This window comes from Luteolibacter yonseiensis, from assembly GCF_016595465.1.
Classification (GTDB): Bacteria; Verrucomicrobiota; Verrucomicrobiia; order Verrucomicrobiales; family Akkermansiaceae; genus Luteolibacter; species Luteolibacter yonseiensis.
The window spans coordinates 682,899-697,299 of record NZ_JAENIK010000011.1 but is presented as its reverse complement, the minus strand read 5'-3'; the positions used below and the strand labels follow the sequence as shown (position 1 = coordinate 697,299).

Genomic DNA, 14,401 nt, shown 5'->3' with positions numbered 1-14,401 from the left:
CCATTTATGGGATTCCGCGTGTTCTTGCCTCGCCTCGTGATTCCACCAAGACTGCCGGTCATGAACTTCCGCCGGCGCCGTAGCGCCCATTTTATCGCCATTCTGATGTTTGCTGTCCTGCCCCAAGCCTACAGCGCGCCTGTGAGTCTCGTGGACGAGGCCCCCGTGCGAATCAGTCCGGTGGATCAGAACACCATCTTGGTCGACTTCGGAAAAGTGGCTTTTGGAAACTTGCAGATCACTCCTCCGCCGGGTGGCAGTGGAAAAAAAATCATCGTTCACTTCGGCGAGGCATCCGCCGGCGGACGCATCAACCGGACCCCGCCGGGCAGCGTGAGGTATGCGGCTACGGAGGTGGAGCTCAAGGGAAACAAGCCCCTCATCGTCGCCCCCGCCGCCGATGCCCGGAACACCAAACAGCCCGAGGCGGTTCTCACACCGACGGAATTCGGCGTATTGATCCCCTTCCGCTGGATCGAAATCGAAGGATGGACCGGGGAAATGAAACCACAGGACATCACTCGACGCTCCGGTTTTTCCAGCAGTTGGGACGAGGATGCCTCGTCATTCGTTTCATCCGACGAATCACTCAACCGTATCTGGGAACTTTGCAAGTATTCCATCAAGGCGACCACCTTCGCCGGCGTTTATGTGGATGGCGAGCGCGAGCGTATCGCCTACGAGGGTGACGCCTATCTCAACCAGCTCAGCCACTATTACACCGAGGGGGACATCGAAATGGCCCGCGATACCTTCGACCGCCTGATGAAATATCCCACCTGGCCGACGGAATGGGCCACGCACATGATCTTCATGGCGCACGCCGACTGGATGTGGACAGGAGATGTCGAATGGCTCGCCGCCCGCTACCCCGGGCTGAAAGGGAAACTCCATCTCAGGCATGCACGGGCCGACGGGCTGATCGTCACTCCCAAAGATGAGATCAAGAACGATCTCGTGGACTGGCCCGCGGGTGAGCGCGACGGCCATGTATTCAAACCCGTGAACACGGTGATGAACGCCTTCCACCTGCGTGGCCTCACCTGCATGGCGGAACTCGCCCGCGCCTTGGAAAGAGAGGGGGACGCCGCCTACTATGAACAAAATCTGATGACGGCCCGCGCCTCGTTCCACAGGGTGCTCTTTGATCCGGCGCGTGGTCTTTATCGGGACGGGGAAGGCACGGATCATGCGTCCTTGCATGCCAATCTCTTTCCAATCGCTTTCGGAGTCGTCCCGCCGGACTGTCGGGAAAAGATTGTCCGCTGGCTTGGAGGGCGCGGCATGGCATGCTCGGTTTACGCAGCACAATATCTGCTGGAAGGACTTTTTGAAAATGACGCGGCCGCCCAGGCCATCGAGCTCATCACCGCGCCCAACGACCGCAGTTGGAAACACATGCTGGACAGCGGCACCACCATTACCTGGGAAGCTTGGGATCAAAAATATAAACCGAACCAGGATTGGAATCACGCTTGGGGAGCCGCGCCCGCGAACCTGTTTCCGCGCTACATTCTCGGCGCATACCCCCTGGCACCCGGTTGGACTCGTGTGAGCATCGCTCCAAATCCCGGCAACCTGAAAAATGCGGGAGGAAAAATTCCAACTCCGCGCGGCCCGCTTCACGTCCGCTGGGAGAATGGCGGGACATTCAAGCTCACACTCTCTCTTCCTCCCGGATCAAGCGCCCGGGTCAGACTTCCCGCAGGTGAAAAATCCGATGGCGTTTTATCTGATGGTAAACCTGTCATGGCCTACCGCGAGGGCCCATGGTGGGTGGTGGCGCAAGATGTCTCAGGCAAGGTTTCATTGGAGACACGGAATCCGTGACCAGCGCGGACAACCGTGGAGATGGCTTCGCCCGATCTGTTCATCTCTCGATGCTGAATCCCCGGCAGTTTTCCAGAAGCGGGATCTTCACCGCCGTCAGATTCCTGATGTGGTGCGCGACGTTCGACTCTTCCGCGATTTCCCTGATGAACGACTCCAGTTCGTCCTTCTCGCCCATCGCCTGCAGTTCGACAGTACCGTCCGGGAGGTTCTTCACCCAGCCACACACATCGAAACCGCGCGCCAGTTCTTTCACGGTGTAGCGGAATCCGACACCCTGCACCCGGCCTTCGAAAATGACTTGTTTGGCGATCATGGAAAACTTTGAAAATGGGCGGTTGGGTTCAAGGAAGGGTTCACCTGCCCCCAAGCGCGTCTGCCGTCGTGGGCTCGAATGTATTGAGAAAACGAATGCGCGTGGGAGATGGCCGGGTGAGCAGGAGGTGGCGCTTGTCTGATGAGGTGACTTTTTGGCCGGGTTTCGCGGGAGACTTCCGGCCTGCCAGGCCGGCGACGATCCGCAGCGCGACCTCTTGCAAGCGATCCGCCGCGCCGGCATCGCTCATTTCGATCTCCCACAAAACCGCCGTGGACGCCTCGCCATCTGGAAACAATACATAACGGTCGGCCTGCCATGCGGACGCGATTTCGGCGGCAGCGCCCGGCTCGGTGCCGAGTTCGAGCCAGGAACGCAGCCCGAGGAGACCGCCCGACTCGGTGAGAAAGGCGTCCTCGGGTGTGGCGGGAAGCTCGAATACCGGAGCCTCGCGCGCGGACTCAAGAGGATGCAGGATCGACCGCGTCGTCCGCGGCGGATTGCGGAAAAGCGCCTGGAATTTTTCATTGCCTTGGACGTGCGCGGAATCCGCCAGTCCCTTGCCGATCGTGAGGGGAAACCGCGTGAGCGTTTGCATGAAAGGCGGGAGGCTGGCGACAAGCAGTCCGAGCTCCGCGTTTTCCTTCATGGGCATGAAGCCGATGGTTTGGGCGCTCGCCGCATAAAAACGTGCTTCAGCACCCGCAGCGGCACCTTCATGAACCGCCTCCCTCGCCCGCGCCGCGTCGTCGCCCGGGTAGGCGGGCGGCGGCGGGAAATGTTGATTCAGCACGATACGGGTGAGCAGCCGCAAAAGCACGGCCTGGTCCGGGATGTTCTTCAGATCGACCCGATCCGTCACCCACCCCTCGCCGGTGACCTCGTCAAACCACCCCAACGCCCCGACCGCCCGCACGGCGGAGAGCTGCGCGAGGAGATCATCGTCCGGCCTGAGCCAGCCGATGTGCTTGTAGGCTTCCTGACGATCATCGATGCCTGCCGGACCGAATTCGCTCTCGATGGCGGCGGTGATCCTGTCACGGAGTTCCTCCGACGCCAGGCGGTGGAGCACCGGAGAGGAAATGAAACGAAGACCGGATTCCTTCTCCGCACGATCGATGAATTCCTGCGGCACGGAAAGTTCGCCACCGCCTTGCGCGAGCGAACGGAGCGACTCGTTCTCCCGCCTGAGCATCTCATTCTCCTCGCCTGCGATGCGGAGCTGGTTTTCAAGCCCGGAAAGATCCGCCGGTGCGGCACTGGAGCGCCAATGCAGTCCTTGGAGAATACCTGCCGCTCCGATGACTCCGCCGAGCAGCCAGGGCAATAGGGTCTGGGGTGAGGGCACGAAAGAAATCGTTGGACTTCAGCGGCCCTTCTTCGAAGGAGCGGTTTGCTTGAACGGATCCCCTTCAAGAGCGGTGGATTTTTTTCCGAAAACCTCCTCGTAATATTTGCCCGGAAGATAGTTGAAGGCCATGGGAGCGCTGCGTTTGCCTTCCGCATCGTAGAGATACTTGATCTCCTGCACCGGGATCTCCTTTCCGTCACGGGTGCGCTTGACCCGCGCGTCGAACATCAGTTCGGAAACAAGCAGCCCGGTCACCTTGTGGTAGCCGTAGGATACCTTGAAAAGCTCGTTGCCCTGCCCATCCTTGATTTTGCAACCGAGCGGGTTGCCGCTCGAATCCATCTTGTAGGTGGTGACCATGGTCACGACTCCGTTGACACGGGTTTTTTTCGTGAGCGTCTTGCTGTCCGGACTGCGGACGAAGATGGACTCCGAACCGTCCTCGTGTTTCATCTTCCGGACATTCGGCCCGTCGATGGTTTCCTCCACTTCCGCCGCGTGGCACGGCAGGGACAACAACAGCCCCAAGGCGAGAAGTCCGGTTTTGCAAGTTGCCAGCAAGTTCATAGGCGGCAAACTAAGCACCTCGCCCCGCAACTGCAAGCCGCCAATTTCACCCCATGATCTGGAAAACCCGCCGCCTCACGCTCGACCTCTCGCACCAGGCGCGGGTGATGGGAATCCTCAATGTGACTCCGGACTCGTTCTCCGACGGAGGCGAACATCTTGCGGTGGAAACGGCCCACTCCCACGCCCTCCGGATGATCGCCGAGGGTGCGGACCTGATCGATATCGGGGGCGAATCCACGCGCCCGGGAGCCGCCGCGGTGCCGGAGGACGAGGAAATCGCACGCACGGTGCCGGTCATCCGCCGGTTGCGTGCCGCATGGGATGGGTTGATTTCCATCGATACCTCCAAGGCCGGAGTCGCAAAGGCGGCGCTGGAAGCCGGCGCGGACATCGTGAACGACGTGAGCGGCCTGCTGGCGGATGCCGGAATGGCGCAGGTATGCGCCGGCAGCGGTTGCGGCGTGGTGGTGATGCACATGCAGGGCCGCCCGCAAACGATGCAGGCGGCACCCCGCTACGAAGATGTGGTGGCCGAGGTGCGGGCATTTTTCCAAGAACGGTTCCGCACGCTGACAGCCGCGGGTATCGCGAAGGAAGCCCTGTGTTTCGACCCTGGCATTGGTTTCGGAAAAACGCTCGGACACAATCTGGCGCTGCTGCGTTCCCTTGGGGATATTTCCGTGGAGGAAAGACCGCTGTTGCTGGGAGTCTCCCGCAAGTCTTTCATCGCAGGAATATTGGGAAGTGACAGCCTCACGGACCGCGAGTGGCCCACGGTGGCGATCACCGCGAACGCACGGGAAAAAGGGATCATGCTGCACCGCGTGCATGCGGTGCGGCCCAATGTGGAGGCCCTGAGAATGACGGAGGCGATCCTGAATGGAACCGTGGCGGATGCGCGGCCACCTGTGACCCGACCATAGGAGACGCGTTTAGTTCCTCGGCACCGCCTTCACGTTGCCGACGGCAAAACGATATTTCGCGATGGCCTCGACAATGCCCGTGGCGATGGCGTTCTGATAGGCGCCGTTGTCGATCAGCTTGGCTTCGTAAGGATGGCTCATGAAACCACCCTCCAGAAGGATCGCCGGGTGACGCACCCCCGAGAGCACGCTGAACCGGGCACGCTTGATGCCGCGGTCGAGGGTGTTTTTTCCAAGCCGGCGCAGGATCGAACCATGGACCGAGGTGGCGAGAGCGATGTTCGCCGAATCATGCTCGTTTCCAGCCCGCGCCTGGTTGTCGGAAGCCTTCCAACCGGATCCGTAATGGGAGATGCCCGGCGGAGAAAGGGTGAATGTCTCGATGCCACGGGCGGAACGTCCACCGGAATTGAAGTGGATGCTCACGTAGATCGCATCCTCCTTCACCGCGTTCGCGAAATCCACGCGTTCCTGCAGCGACTGGTAGACATCCGTAGTGCGGGTCATCACCACCCGGAAGCCTCTCGCTTCCAATTGCTTTTTCGCGATTTCCGCCACCTTGATGTTGTATCTGGCCTCCGTGCCCAGAGCGTTCGTGGCACCGGGATCCTTCCCTCCATGGCCGGGATCGAGCACCACCGTACGGAAATCCCCGGCATTCTGGATGAAATTCGGCCGCAGCACGGGATCGATGAGCTTCGCGAGGTCGATCTGCGAGACGTAGATCTTGTCTCCCTGGGCCGCGATGGTCTGGCTGAAGACAAACTTGACGTTGTTCATCAGGCAATCCGTCCCGCCCACCTTCAACTGCATCTCGACCTTGGCGTTCTCAAGAATGACGGTGGCGCCGGAACGGGACATCTTGGTGAAATTGTAGAAGCTCTTGATGTCATCCACCGAAACATACGAGCGGCCGTCGATCTTCGTGATGTTCCACTTCGATGCCGCCGGGGCCGGAGCGGCTGGAACCGGGCCAAGCATCGTCACCGCGAGCAGCAGGCTCGCGAACAAGGACCGCAATCGGAAGCCGGATCGCGAGGGATGTTCCATGGGAGAGTAAGGCGGCACGGGTTTTGAAGGAGTCTATCCATTCAAAAAACGGATGACAACCGGATTTGTCTGCCAATACGGCGGTCTCCGGGCCGCTTCCGGGGATTTCTAGCGGAAAATGGACCAAACCGGAAAAATATCCCCCCGACAGCGGCATGGAGAGCCTGATGGTCGGGCTCCCCGTCGGGATGGATGCCGGAGAAAACTACCGGCCCGATCAGGCGATACTCTCCTGCCGCCGGGACAAGCAACGGCCCGGCACCCGATTTGAGCTGCGGTCAGGCGGAATGGGAGATCTCTTCCCCTCGCGACCGGGACTGCCGCCGTACCGCACGGAAATTCCAACCCTTCCGACACCGTGCGAGATCATCCGAAGTTCCCCCTCCAGGATCCTTCCGGGAATTTTGGATCAAATGCGACAAAGCACGGCGACCCAGCGTCAATTTCATCTGGGATCGAAAGCGGGTCCGATCGATTTCATTCTCATGATAAAACCGGGACATCGGCGGCAAGATCCCGGACTCCAATTTCAGTCACACCTGTCATGATTTCGGGCCTTTCTTACATATGTATAATTCGCCAGCCGCCGCCGTAATGCCCATTTCGCCAATTTCCCTTGGAGTTAAAAAATCGTTCCTCTTTATTTTTTTCACCACAAATCCTTCTTCCTCCAAACGGGACAAGTAATCCGGCCCATATCTGCGGACATGGTCTTCCTGACCGAAAAGACGGAGCCTCTCCTTCGGATCTTCAACCGATGGGTCCTCAACCGTTTCCTTCGCAGTAATCGGCACCAATAAAATCGCAATTCCGTGCCGGGTTAGAACGCGATGGAATTCTCGCATTGCCTTACGGTCATCCGGAACGTGCTCCAAGACGTGACTGCAATAGATGAAGCCGAAAGACTCGTCAGGATACTGGATATCGGTTATGTCCATCTTCACATCCACATTCGAAACAAGCAAATCGGCCGTTATGTACCCCTTTCCGATCAGCGGACGGAATTTTCGTTCCAAAATGCCCTCAGGAGCAATATGCAGCGCCCTGCGCGGCGGCTTGGTGAGTAGTTTTGATTTTCTGGAAAGATAAAGCCAGACGAGACGGTGCCGTTCAAGAGAGCCGCAGTGAGGGCATCGGGCATCCTTGCGGGGGACTACTCCATATTCACTGAAAGTTTTCGAGCTTTTATCACAAAGCGGGCAATGGCGTTCGCCGGCTTCATATTTAGAACTCTTTTGAAATGCTCCGAGCATCCTTTTTATTTTTTCAATCATCGGATTTTTTCTTTTTGAGCGAAACACGCCAACTTTCTGAATTCCAGCTGATTTGAATACTTCAGATCAGAGCCTGCAAGTGGAATCAGCCAACCTCTGTTCCTCCGAGGTGGCCACCCCCCTCCATCAATCCCCCGACTTCAGCACCTTGATGAACGCGTCCTGAGGGATGTTCACCTTGCCGAACATCTTCATCTTCTTCTTACCTTCCTTCTGCTTTTCGAGCAGCTTGCGCTTCCGGGAAATGTCGCCCCCGTAGCACTTGGCGGTGACGTTTTTCCGCATCGCGGAGATGGATTCACGGGCGACGATCTTCCCGCCGACGGCGGCCTGGATGGCGACAACGAAAAGATGGGACGGAATGACGTCCTTGAGCTTGCCGGCGAGCACGCGGCCATAGGACTCGGCCTTGTCGCGGTGGACGATGGTGGAGAACGCTTCAACGGGATCACCGGCGATGAGCATGTCCATCTTGACCATTTTCGCAGGACGATAGCCCGCGTGTTCGTAATCCATGGAGCCATATCCGCGGGTCATGGATTTGAGCCTGTCATTGAAATCCACCAGGATTTCGGAAAGGGGAAGGACGCAGGAAAGCATGACGCGCATGTCGTCGATGGTCTCGGTATTCGTGACGTCACCACGCTTTTCGAGCACGAGCTGCATCATGTCCCCGATGTATTCCCCGGGAACCATGATGTAGACGTTCACGATGGGCTCGCGGATTTCCTGGATGGTCTGCGGCTCGGGAAAGAGTGTCGGGTTGTCCACGATGAGCTCGGTGCCATCGGTGAGCGTGACTTGATAGATCACGGACGGATAGGTGGAGATCACGTCCATGTTGAATTCGCGGCGCAGGCGCTCCTGGATGATCTCCATGTGAAGCAGGCCGAGGAATCCGCAGCGGAAGCCGAAGCCGAGGGCGGTGGAGCTTTCCGAGCCGTAGGTGAACGCGGCGTCGTTGATCTGCAGCTTGCCCATCGCAGCCTTCAGCGCCTCATAGTCCGAGGACTCGACCGGATAAATGCCGGAGAAGACCATCGGCTGGATCTCCTTGTAACCGGGAAGCGGTTCGGGACACGGGTGGGTGTTGTCGGTGATGGTATCGCCGATCTTCGCCTCATCGGCGGATTTCATGTTGGCGATGACGTAGCCGACGTCCCCCGCCACAAGCTTCTCCCGAGCGTTCATCTTGGGAGTGAAAACACCCACCTCCTTCACCTCGTAGGTCTTGTTGGTGTGCATCAGCTTCACGCGCTGGCCTTTCTTCACCGTGCCGGAAAAGACCCGGACGTAGGAGACCACACCCCGATAGGTGTCATAAATGGAGTCGAAAACCGAGCAACGCAACAGCTTGTCAGGATTTTCCACCGGGGCCGGAACACGGGCGACGATGGCTTCGAGAATGTCCTCGATGCCGATTCCCGCCTTGGCGGAAGCGGGGATCGCGTCCTCGCCTGGAATCGCGAGGATGTCCTCCAATTGCTTGCGGCACTTTTCCACATCCGCGGCAGGAAGGTCGATCTTGTTGAGAACCGGAATGATGACGAGATTCTGCTCATGCGCCAGATGCAGGTTCGCAACCGTCTGGGCTTCCACCCCTTGAGCCGCATCCACCATCAGGATCGCTCCCTCACAGGCTGCCAGCGACCGCGCCACTTCATAGGAGAAGTCCACGTGCCCGGGTGTGTCGAGAAGGTTGAGTTTATAAACAATCCCGTCCTTCGCCTTGTATTCCATCGCGACCGGGTGGGACTTGATGGTGATCCCCTTTTCCCGTTCCAGATCCATCGCATCAAGGAGCTGGGCCTTTTCGTCGCGCTGGGCCACGGTATTCGTCGCTCCCATCAGCCGGTCGGAGAGCGTGGTTTTCCCGTGGTCGATGTGGGCGATGATGGAGAAATTTCGGGTCAGCTCGGTGGACATGGGCGGTGGAAAAAATCGTGGACGCCGGGAGGGAAAGCAGGAAACCGGCGACAAGGCACGAAAATTTGACAAGTAACCCTCGGGAAGTGTCCACAGATCAACGCGCGGGAGCCAAAAACCGGGAAAAGTCCAGTTTCCAACCCATTTCGCACCGCCTCATGGGCAAGACCGGAATATCTCTAATAATGCCGGTGGACGACAGGGCGGATCCGCCCGTGCAACGCAGTCCGCCGCCAGCTGATTTTATGAAACTGTCCCGGGCCGAAGCCGAATTTTCCGGAGATTGCCAAGCCAACAATAATTGAGGTGAGGACAATCAACCAAGCGAGAGTGCCACCATGGACCGCGGCCGCATGGATTCCGTAGATGAGGACGACGAGATTACAAAGGAGATAGATGATGGGTTTCATGGAGATGGGTTTTTCAGCCTGCCGGTAGGAACGGTAAGCGCCAACGAATGATCAGCAATTCCAATGCAAACTGCCAAAATTCAAAACAAGTTATTAATTATGAACAACTTACCTCAAATCAACATCATTCCATTCGTGACTTCGCGTTGCATTTTCCAGCATGGTGTCGTGCATTATACCACAGCAATCCGCCGCCGATGTCATCATCCGAGTTTGCGACTGCGGCCTTTTTCATTCGTCGCGCCGCAGACCGGGCAGTTCACGGTTTTCACGTGGCTGGTGTCCTCGAAGGCATGAAGGCAGAGCCGGCAGATCACGCGGTGGGACAACGAACGTTTTTCCAATCGGTTGTGAAGGTATCTCGACGCCATGGCGATGAACACCACGACGATGAACGCCCCGAACGTGACGTATATAACAAGATCAGCGAGCGTCAGTTCCATCGGCGGGTTGGTTGGTGAAGCCAATGCCCACCGAAATCCAGCGGCTCGGCCTGGTGAAATCCTCCTTGAAGATGATGCGTTGGAGCCATGCCTCCAATTCAGCGGCACCGGGTTCCCCACCCTTCTCCAATGAGACACATTCGGCCACCGAACCGGCGGCGTTGAGGCGAACAAGGAACCGCCAGGAGGTGGAAGACTTCCCGGCGTCAACCTCCGCGGTGAATGCGGGCAGTTCCGCAGGCAACACTTCGCCAGCCACCCCGGAAAGCGGATAAATGAACGGGGCGACCTTCATCTCCCCTACCGGCGTTGTCCCGGGGGAGGTTACCCGATTCTCGGGAAAAAACGATTCCCCACGCGCCGCGAGCCGGAGTGTTCCTACCAGATTCAGGGGCTTGATGTCCTTCAAGTCAGGTACGTATGGAGGCGCCTGATAGCGGACCGAGGTCATCGCGGCGGCTTCCAGAGCCGGCAACCCCTGCCATTGGGAAAGCTCGAACCGGGACGGAAACGGTCCGCCCTCGCTCGCCCGCAGCGCCATCGTCCGGCCTTGCACGTCGTTCTGAAAGTAGATGAGCGATCCCCTCCGCAGTGCGGTTTTTTCGGGCGAATCCACTTTCACCCGCACGACCGTGATGAGGAAGGTGAAAGCCGAGGCTGCTACAGCCACGGCGACAAGTTTCGGGAAGAGCGGCTGCCGGTCGCCCCGCCACCGGAAGATCCATTCTGGCGCACCCGCCGGTCTTTGGGGTTTGACGGTCATGCTCCCGTTATTTCGCCTGTGTGTTCGGGACGACATCCGCCTTGCCGGAAACCGTCTTTCCGACCAATGCCATGCGGAACCCCTTGCCGACCACCATCTCCGCCACCTCGCGCTCCTCTCCCACCGGCGTGCCCGCGTCGGTCTGGAGCAGGACGATCGCCTTGGTTTGGACGCCGTCCTCACGGAGCTTGTCCAACCGTCCGGCCAGTTCCTCGCGGGTCACCGCATCCCGACCGAGGTGAATCCGCGGCCCGCCGTCGCCAGGCCCCAGCGTTACAACGAGCGATTGGTCGTAGCGGTCCATCTGGAAACGCGACGGAGGCAGGTCCACCGACACGCCGGACTGCATCACCATCGACGGTCCCAACAGGAAAAACAGCAGCATGAGCGCGAAAATGTTCAGTATCGGCACCGCGTGCAAGAATCCCGGACGCTCGGGCAACGTCATTTCCAACTTCATCCCACCGGGTCTTTCTGTGGCTTCGCCGTTTTTTTCGCACCGGCCACCTCTCCCCGGAAAGGCGCGAATTCCTCCTCCTCACGCGCATCCGCGATGAGGTGCACCATTTCGATGCCCGCCCGCTCGATGCGGTGTACCAGACGCTTCGCCCGGCCGAGGAAATAAAGGTAGAACAGGTATAGCGGCACCGCGACCGTCAGTCCGATGATGGAGGTGACCAGCGCGGTGAACACCCCTGCGGAAAGTTCGGCAGGACCGGTGAAACCACCCTTTTCGCTGACCTTTTGAAAGGTTTCCAACATTCCCACCAGCGTCCCCAACATGCCGACAAGGGGAGCGAGCAACGCGGCCCCAAGGATGGACCTGATGTTTTTTTCGATGGCGGGCACTTCCATTTGCCCCGCCTCCTGCGCCACATCGCGGAGGTCCGTCCTCGGCAGGTAATAGCGCAGCAAGGTCGCATGAGCCACCCTCGCCACCGGCCCGGGAGTTCTCGCCGCCTCATGCAGGGCTTCCGCGAACGCGCGCCGCCGGACGTGGTGGGACAGCCCCGTAAGCAGGTTTCCCACATTCACCCGGGCCCGGTGGAAGAAGAAAAGCCGTTCCACCACGCACACCACACCCACAAATGCCAGTCCCAGCAGCACCCACACCAGCGGGCCACCCTGCTCGATCAGGCCGGAAGGTTCCATCAGTCCTGCTGCAATCATCTGCGGAGACCGTATGCGGTCCCCCGCCCCGCTGACCAGCAAAAGCTACGTGTGGTGGAAGGACCCCGTGGGAAGCACTCCGACACCCTCCGCCTCTCCGATGTTCGATGTTGCAAGTTCGATGCCGGAAGTTCCAACTAGGGCCATGCTCCACACCGCCTCAGCCCTCAAGAATCTCCTGCTCCAGAAGTCCGTGCGCACCGGCACCTTCACCCTCGCTTCCGGGAAAGAGAGCGATCTTTACATCGACTGCCGCATGACCGCGCTCGACCCCTTCGGCGCGAACCTCATCGGCGATCTCGGCTGGCACGCCGTGCGCTCGAAAATCCACTCCGAGCAGCTCCAGATCGACGCCATCGGCGGCATGACACTCGGCGCGGACCCGATTTCCCTGGCGGTCGGAATGACCTCGGCCCTCAGGCACCCGGACGAGGCGCTGCAGGTCTTCACCGTGCGCAAGGAGCCGAAAGGCCACGGCGCGGGCAAGCAGATCGAAGGAAATTTCAAATCGGGCGCGAATGTCATCGTCGTGGATGACGTCATCACCACCGGAGGTTCCACCCTGAAAGCCATCGACGCCATCGAGCGCGAGGGAGGAAAGGTCGCCTTCGCCCTCGTTCTAGTGGACCGCGAGGAAGGCGGCCGCCAGGCCATCGAAGCGCGCGGCATCCACGTCATCTCGCTCTTCAGCCGCAGCACCCTGCTGGACGAGTGATCCGCACGCTCCGTGCGGAATTCATCCGGGAGACGCCGGGCCACCTTGAGAAAACACGCGAGGAAAGGTCCATCCACGGACTCGACCGGAACATCTGCTAAAAATGCATTGCGCTCCCCGCCCCGCTGGTTTTGTCTCTCCGCGCTGTCAGGGGCCGTGGAGGTTCGGCAAGCGAACCCCGCCAGGCCTTGATCGGAGCAACGGTAGTTTGTCCGGGCTTGCCGCGGATTCCCTGGCGGCACTTTTTTTGCTCAGAGCTGGTCCGCGATGGCCTCGGCCAATCTGGAAAAGGAAGCGTCGGTCTCAGCCAGAGTCATTTCCCGCGAACGGCGGAAATCGGGCGTGAACACGGCTTTCTCCAACTCCCGCACGGTCGCGGGATGGGAAAACGCGAGATTCAGCTCGCGATTGATGCGCATGCTCAGCGTGTCCAGGTTCGCAGAGCCGACGCAGGCCCAGTCATCGCAGATCATCACCTTCATGTGCGTCATCCTCGGGTACCGCATCACCTTGGCTCCGGCACGGATCAGATCGCGGGCGGTGGACAAATTCCCGACATCCATGATCGTCGAGTCTCCACGCGCCGGCAGCACCACCCGCACGTCCACCCCGCGCCGCGCGGCGGCGGCCACCGCCAGCGCGATGTCATCGTAGGCGAAATACGGATTCTCAATCCATATCCGTTTCCGCGCGCCACGGATGGCGAGCAACGTGGCGTCGAGGATCTGGCGTTTGCCTTCCGCCGGATCCGTCCGCAATATCCGCAACGGGATTCCGCCCGTCACCGGCTTCGGCTTGCCGTAGATGACCGACTTGCGGAACAGCGCGAAATCCCCCCACGGCCCGGCTTTCCGCCATGCACGGGTGAACTCGCGGGACAGGGACTCCACCACCGGCCCCTCCACCTTCACCATGAGATCGTGCCATTCGGAATAATACTCCCGCCCGATGTTCATCCCGCCGAGGATCGCGGTCCGGTGGTCGAAAACGAGCAGCTTCGTATGATCCGCCACCAGCCATGGGTTCAACACGAGACGGGCGCTGAGCCTGGAGTCCTTCTGCAGATAGTCATGCATGTCCGCAGGTGGCGAGAATCCTTCCGGAGCCGGTGTTTCCGGAGCCGCCGTCTGGGCGAAATGACTTCCCATGTCGTCGAAAAGAACATGCACCTTCACCTCCCCCGCACGCTTTTTGAGCGCATCCGCATAGCGCACGGCGATGTCGTCATTGTCGAAAATGTAGACCTGCACATCGATGCTTTTGCGGGCCGCCGCCATCTGGCGGTCGAATTCAGGGAAAAATCCGGGTCCGTCCACCAGCCACTTGAGTTTGCCAGCCTTCGCCCTTGGGAAATGCTCGCGGTCCAGCCGCTTTTCAAATTCCTCGCTACCCGGCGCCTCCGCGGTCAACGGCTCCGGAAGCACCTCGAAGGGCACGTTCCCGCTGATAACCTCCCGAGGCCGGTGCCAGAGTACCGACAATCCCAGCCGTGTCGTGGTCACAGGCTGGCGCAGGGCCGCCACCGCCGTGGCCCGGAACGCGGAACCCGCCAGATTCCCGCTGCCCCTCAACATGTCCGTCGCCTGGAGATTCGATGAGCCGCTGCCACAGGAATCCAGCAGCAAGGGCATGGCGACCAAGCATCCATATCGATAAATCC

The 14,401-nt window shown here is 59.6% G+C and carries 15 protein-coding genes and 1 other RNA gene; 4 read left to right on the top strand and 12 right to left on the bottom strand.

The annotated features are described in order from the left end of the window. Nucleotides 1–105 precede the first annotated feature (105 nt). Complete coding sequence (locus JIN84_RS12705) at nucleotides 106–1,830, top strand: family 78 glycoside hydrolase catalytic domain (protein ID WP_200351413.1); 1,725 nt, start codon at nucleotides 106–108, stop codon at nucleotides 1,828–1,830. Nucleotides 1,831–1,870: 40 nt separating this feature from the next. On the opposite strand, the gene JIN84_RS12700 is transcribed toward JIN84_RS12705, so the two are convergent. Genes JIN84_RS12700 through JIN84_RS12690 form a run of 3 tightly spaced genes read right to left on the bottom strand, consistent with a single transcriptional unit; the run spans nucleotide 1,871 to nucleotide 4,064 of the window. After that, nucleotides 1,871–2,146 carry an acylphosphatase gene (locus JIN84_RS12700; RefSeq protein WP_200351412.1) on the bottom strand — a complete coding sequence of 92 codons (276 nt, stop codon included), beginning with the start codon at nucleotides 2,144–2,146 and terminating at the stop codon, nucleotides 1,871–1,873. 40 nt (nucleotides 2,147–2,186) lie between these two features. Beyond that, entirely contained in the window at nucleotides 2,187–3,494 is a 1,308-nt protein-coding gene (locus JIN84_RS12695) for a hypothetical protein (protein WP_200351411.1), read from the bottom strand. 18 nt (nucleotides 3,495–3,512) lie between these two features. Further along, nucleotides 3,513–4,064 (bottom strand): hypothetical protein, encoded by a 552-nt coding sequence (locus tag JIN84_RS12690; RefSeq protein ID WP_200351410.1) that lies wholly within the window; start codon nucleotides 4,062–4,064, stop codon nucleotides 3,513–3,515. 53 nt (nucleotides 4,065–4,117) lie between these two features. Between JIN84_RS12690 and folP the strand changes: the two genes are divergently transcribed. Beyond that, entirely contained in the window at nucleotides 4,118–4,990 is an 873-nt protein-coding gene (gene folP / locus JIN84_RS12685) for a dihydropteroate synthase (RefSeq protein WP_200351409.1), read from the top strand. Nucleotides 4,991–4,999: 9 nt separating this feature from the next. Here folP and JIN84_RS12680 read toward each other — a convergent pair whose 3' ends face one another. From JIN84_RS12680 to JIN84_RS12645, 8 genes are all read right to left on the bottom strand, one after another. Beyond that, a complete protein-coding gene (locus JIN84_RS12680) occupies nucleotides 5,000–6,040 on the bottom strand; it encodes an N-acetylmuramoyl-L-alanine amidase family protein (RefSeq protein ID WP_200351408.1) in 1,041 nt (346 codons plus the stop codon). Nucleotides 6,041–6,582: 542 nt separating this feature from the next. Then, nucleotides 6,583–7,314: a class I SAM-dependent methyltransferase gene (locus JIN84_RS12675; protein WP_234043452.1), complete on the bottom strand. Its 732-nt coding sequence runs from the start codon at nucleotides 7,312–7,314 to the stop codon at nucleotides 6,583–6,585. A gap of 126 nt (nucleotides 7,315–7,440) precedes the next feature. Continuing rightward, nucleotides 7,441–9,240, bottom strand: coding sequence for a translation elongation factor 4 (gene lepA / locus JIN84_RS12670; RefSeq protein ID WP_200351406.1), 1,800 nt, complete (start codon nucleotides 9,238–9,240; stop codon nucleotides 7,441–7,443). 179 nt (nucleotides 9,241–9,419) lie between these two features. After that, nucleotides 9,420–9,650 carry a hypothetical protein gene (locus JIN84_RS12665; RefSeq protein ID WP_200351405.1) on the bottom strand — a complete coding sequence of 77 codons (231 nt, stop codon included), beginning with the start codon at nucleotides 9,648–9,650 and terminating at the stop codon, nucleotides 9,420–9,422. 203 nt (nucleotides 9,651–9,853) lie between these two features. Further along, nucleotides 9,854–10,093 (bottom strand): hypothetical protein, encoded by a 240-nt coding sequence (locus JIN84_RS12660; RefSeq protein ID WP_200351404.1) that lies wholly within the window; start codon nucleotides 10,091–10,093, stop codon nucleotides 9,854–9,856. After that, the gene (locus JIN84_RS12655; protein WP_200351403.1) at nucleotides 10,074–10,856 is read right to left on the bottom strand and encodes a hypothetical protein; all 783 of its coding nucleotides are present in this window, start codon (nucleotides 10,854–10,856) and stop codon (nucleotides 10,074–10,076) included. Before JIN84_RS12655 ends, JIN84_RS12660 begins: the two co-directional genes overlap by 20 nt. Before the next feature lie 7 nt (nucleotides 10,857–10,863). Then, a complete protein-coding gene (locus JIN84_RS12650) occupies nucleotides 10,864–11,316 on the bottom strand; it encodes an ExbD/TolR family protein (RefSeq protein WP_234043451.1) in 453 nt (150 codons plus the stop codon). Continuing rightward, nucleotides 11,313–12,026, bottom strand: coding sequence for a MotA/TolQ/ExbB proton channel family protein (locus tag JIN84_RS12645; RefSeq protein WP_200351401.1), 714 nt, complete (start codon nucleotides 12,024–12,026; stop codon nucleotides 11,313–11,315). Before JIN84_RS12645 ends, JIN84_RS12650 begins: the two co-directional genes overlap by 4 nt. Before the next feature lie 145 nt (nucleotides 12,027–12,171). On the opposite strand from JIN84_RS12645, the gene pyrE reads away from it, so the two are divergent. Both pyrE and ffs read left to right on the top strand, forming a co-directional pair. After that, nucleotides 12,172–12,741 (top strand): orotate phosphoribosyltransferase, encoded by a 570-nt coding sequence (gene pyrE, locus JIN84_RS12640; protein ID WP_200351400.1) that lies wholly within the window; start codon nucleotides 12,172–12,174, stop codon nucleotides 12,739–12,741. 145 nt (nucleotides 12,742–12,886) lie between these two features. Further along, nucleotides 12,887–12,982: signal recognition particle sRNA small type (gene ffs, locus JIN84_RS12635), an RNA gene on the top strand. Between the two features lie 10 nt (nucleotides 12,983–12,992). Here the strand turns inward: ffs and JIN84_RS12630 are convergent. Next, entirely contained in the window at nucleotides 12,993–14,372 is a 1,380-nt protein-coding gene (locus JIN84_RS12630) for a phospholipase D-like domain-containing protein (protein ID WP_200351399.1), read from the bottom strand. Nucleotides 14,373–14,401: the final 29 nt, after the last annotated feature.

Bases quoted from the DNA above. Each gene is read 5' to 3' on its own strand.
- JIN84_RS12645 (WP_200351401.1), bottom strand. From the start codon at position 12,026: ATGATTGCAGCAGGACTGATGGAACCTTCCGGCCTGATCGAGCAGGGT.
- JIN84_RS12650 (WP_234043451.1), bottom strand. From the start codon at position 11,316: ATGAAGTTGGAAATGACGTTGCCCGAGCGTCCGGGATTCTTGCACGCG.
- JIN84_RS12675 (WP_234043452.1), bottom strand. From the start codon at position 7,314: ATGATTGAAAAAATAAAAAGGATGCTCGGAGCATTTCAAAAGAGTTCT.
- lepA (WP_200351406.1), bottom strand. From the start codon at position 9,240: ATGTCCACCGAGCTGACCCGAAATTTCTCCATCATCGCCCACATCGAC.
- folP (WP_200351409.1), top strand. From the start codon at position 4,118: ATGATCTGGAAAACCCGCCGCCTCACGCTCGACCTCTCGCACCAGGCG.
- JIN84_RS12655 (WP_200351403.1), bottom strand. From the start codon at position 10,856: ATGACCGTCAAACCCCAAAGACCGGCGGGTGCGCCAGAATGGATCTTC.
- JIN84_RS12705 (WP_200351413.1), top strand. From the start codon at position 106: ATGTTTGCTGTCCTGCCCCAAGCCTACAGCGCGCCTGTGAGTCTCGTG.
- JIN84_RS12680 (WP_200351408.1), bottom strand. From the start codon at position 6,040: ATGGAACATCCCTCGCGATCCGGCTTCCGATTGCGGTCCTTGTTCGCG.
- pyrE (WP_200351400.1), top strand. From the start codon at position 12,172: ATGCTCCACACCGCCTCAGCCCTCAAGAATCTCCTGCTCCAGAAGTCC.
- JIN84_RS12660 (WP_200351404.1), bottom strand. From the start codon at position 10,093: ATGGAACTGACGCTCGCTGATCTTGTTATATACGTCACGTTCGGGGCG.
- JIN84_RS12665 (WP_200351405.1), bottom strand. From the start codon at position 9,650: ATGAAACCCATCATCTATCTCCTTTGTAATCTCGTCGTCCTCATCTAC.
- JIN84_RS12630 (WP_200351399.1), bottom strand. From the start codon at position 14,372: ATGCCCTTGCTGCTGGATTCCTGTGGCAGCGGCTCATCGAATCTCCAG.
- JIN84_RS12690 (WP_200351410.1), bottom strand. From the start codon at position 4,064: ATGAACTTGCTGGCAACTTGCAAAACCGGACTTCTCGCCTTGGGGCTG.
- JIN84_RS12700 (WP_200351412.1), bottom strand. From the start codon at position 2,146: ATGATCGCCAAACAAGTCATTTTCGAAGGCCGGGTGCAGGGTGTCGGA.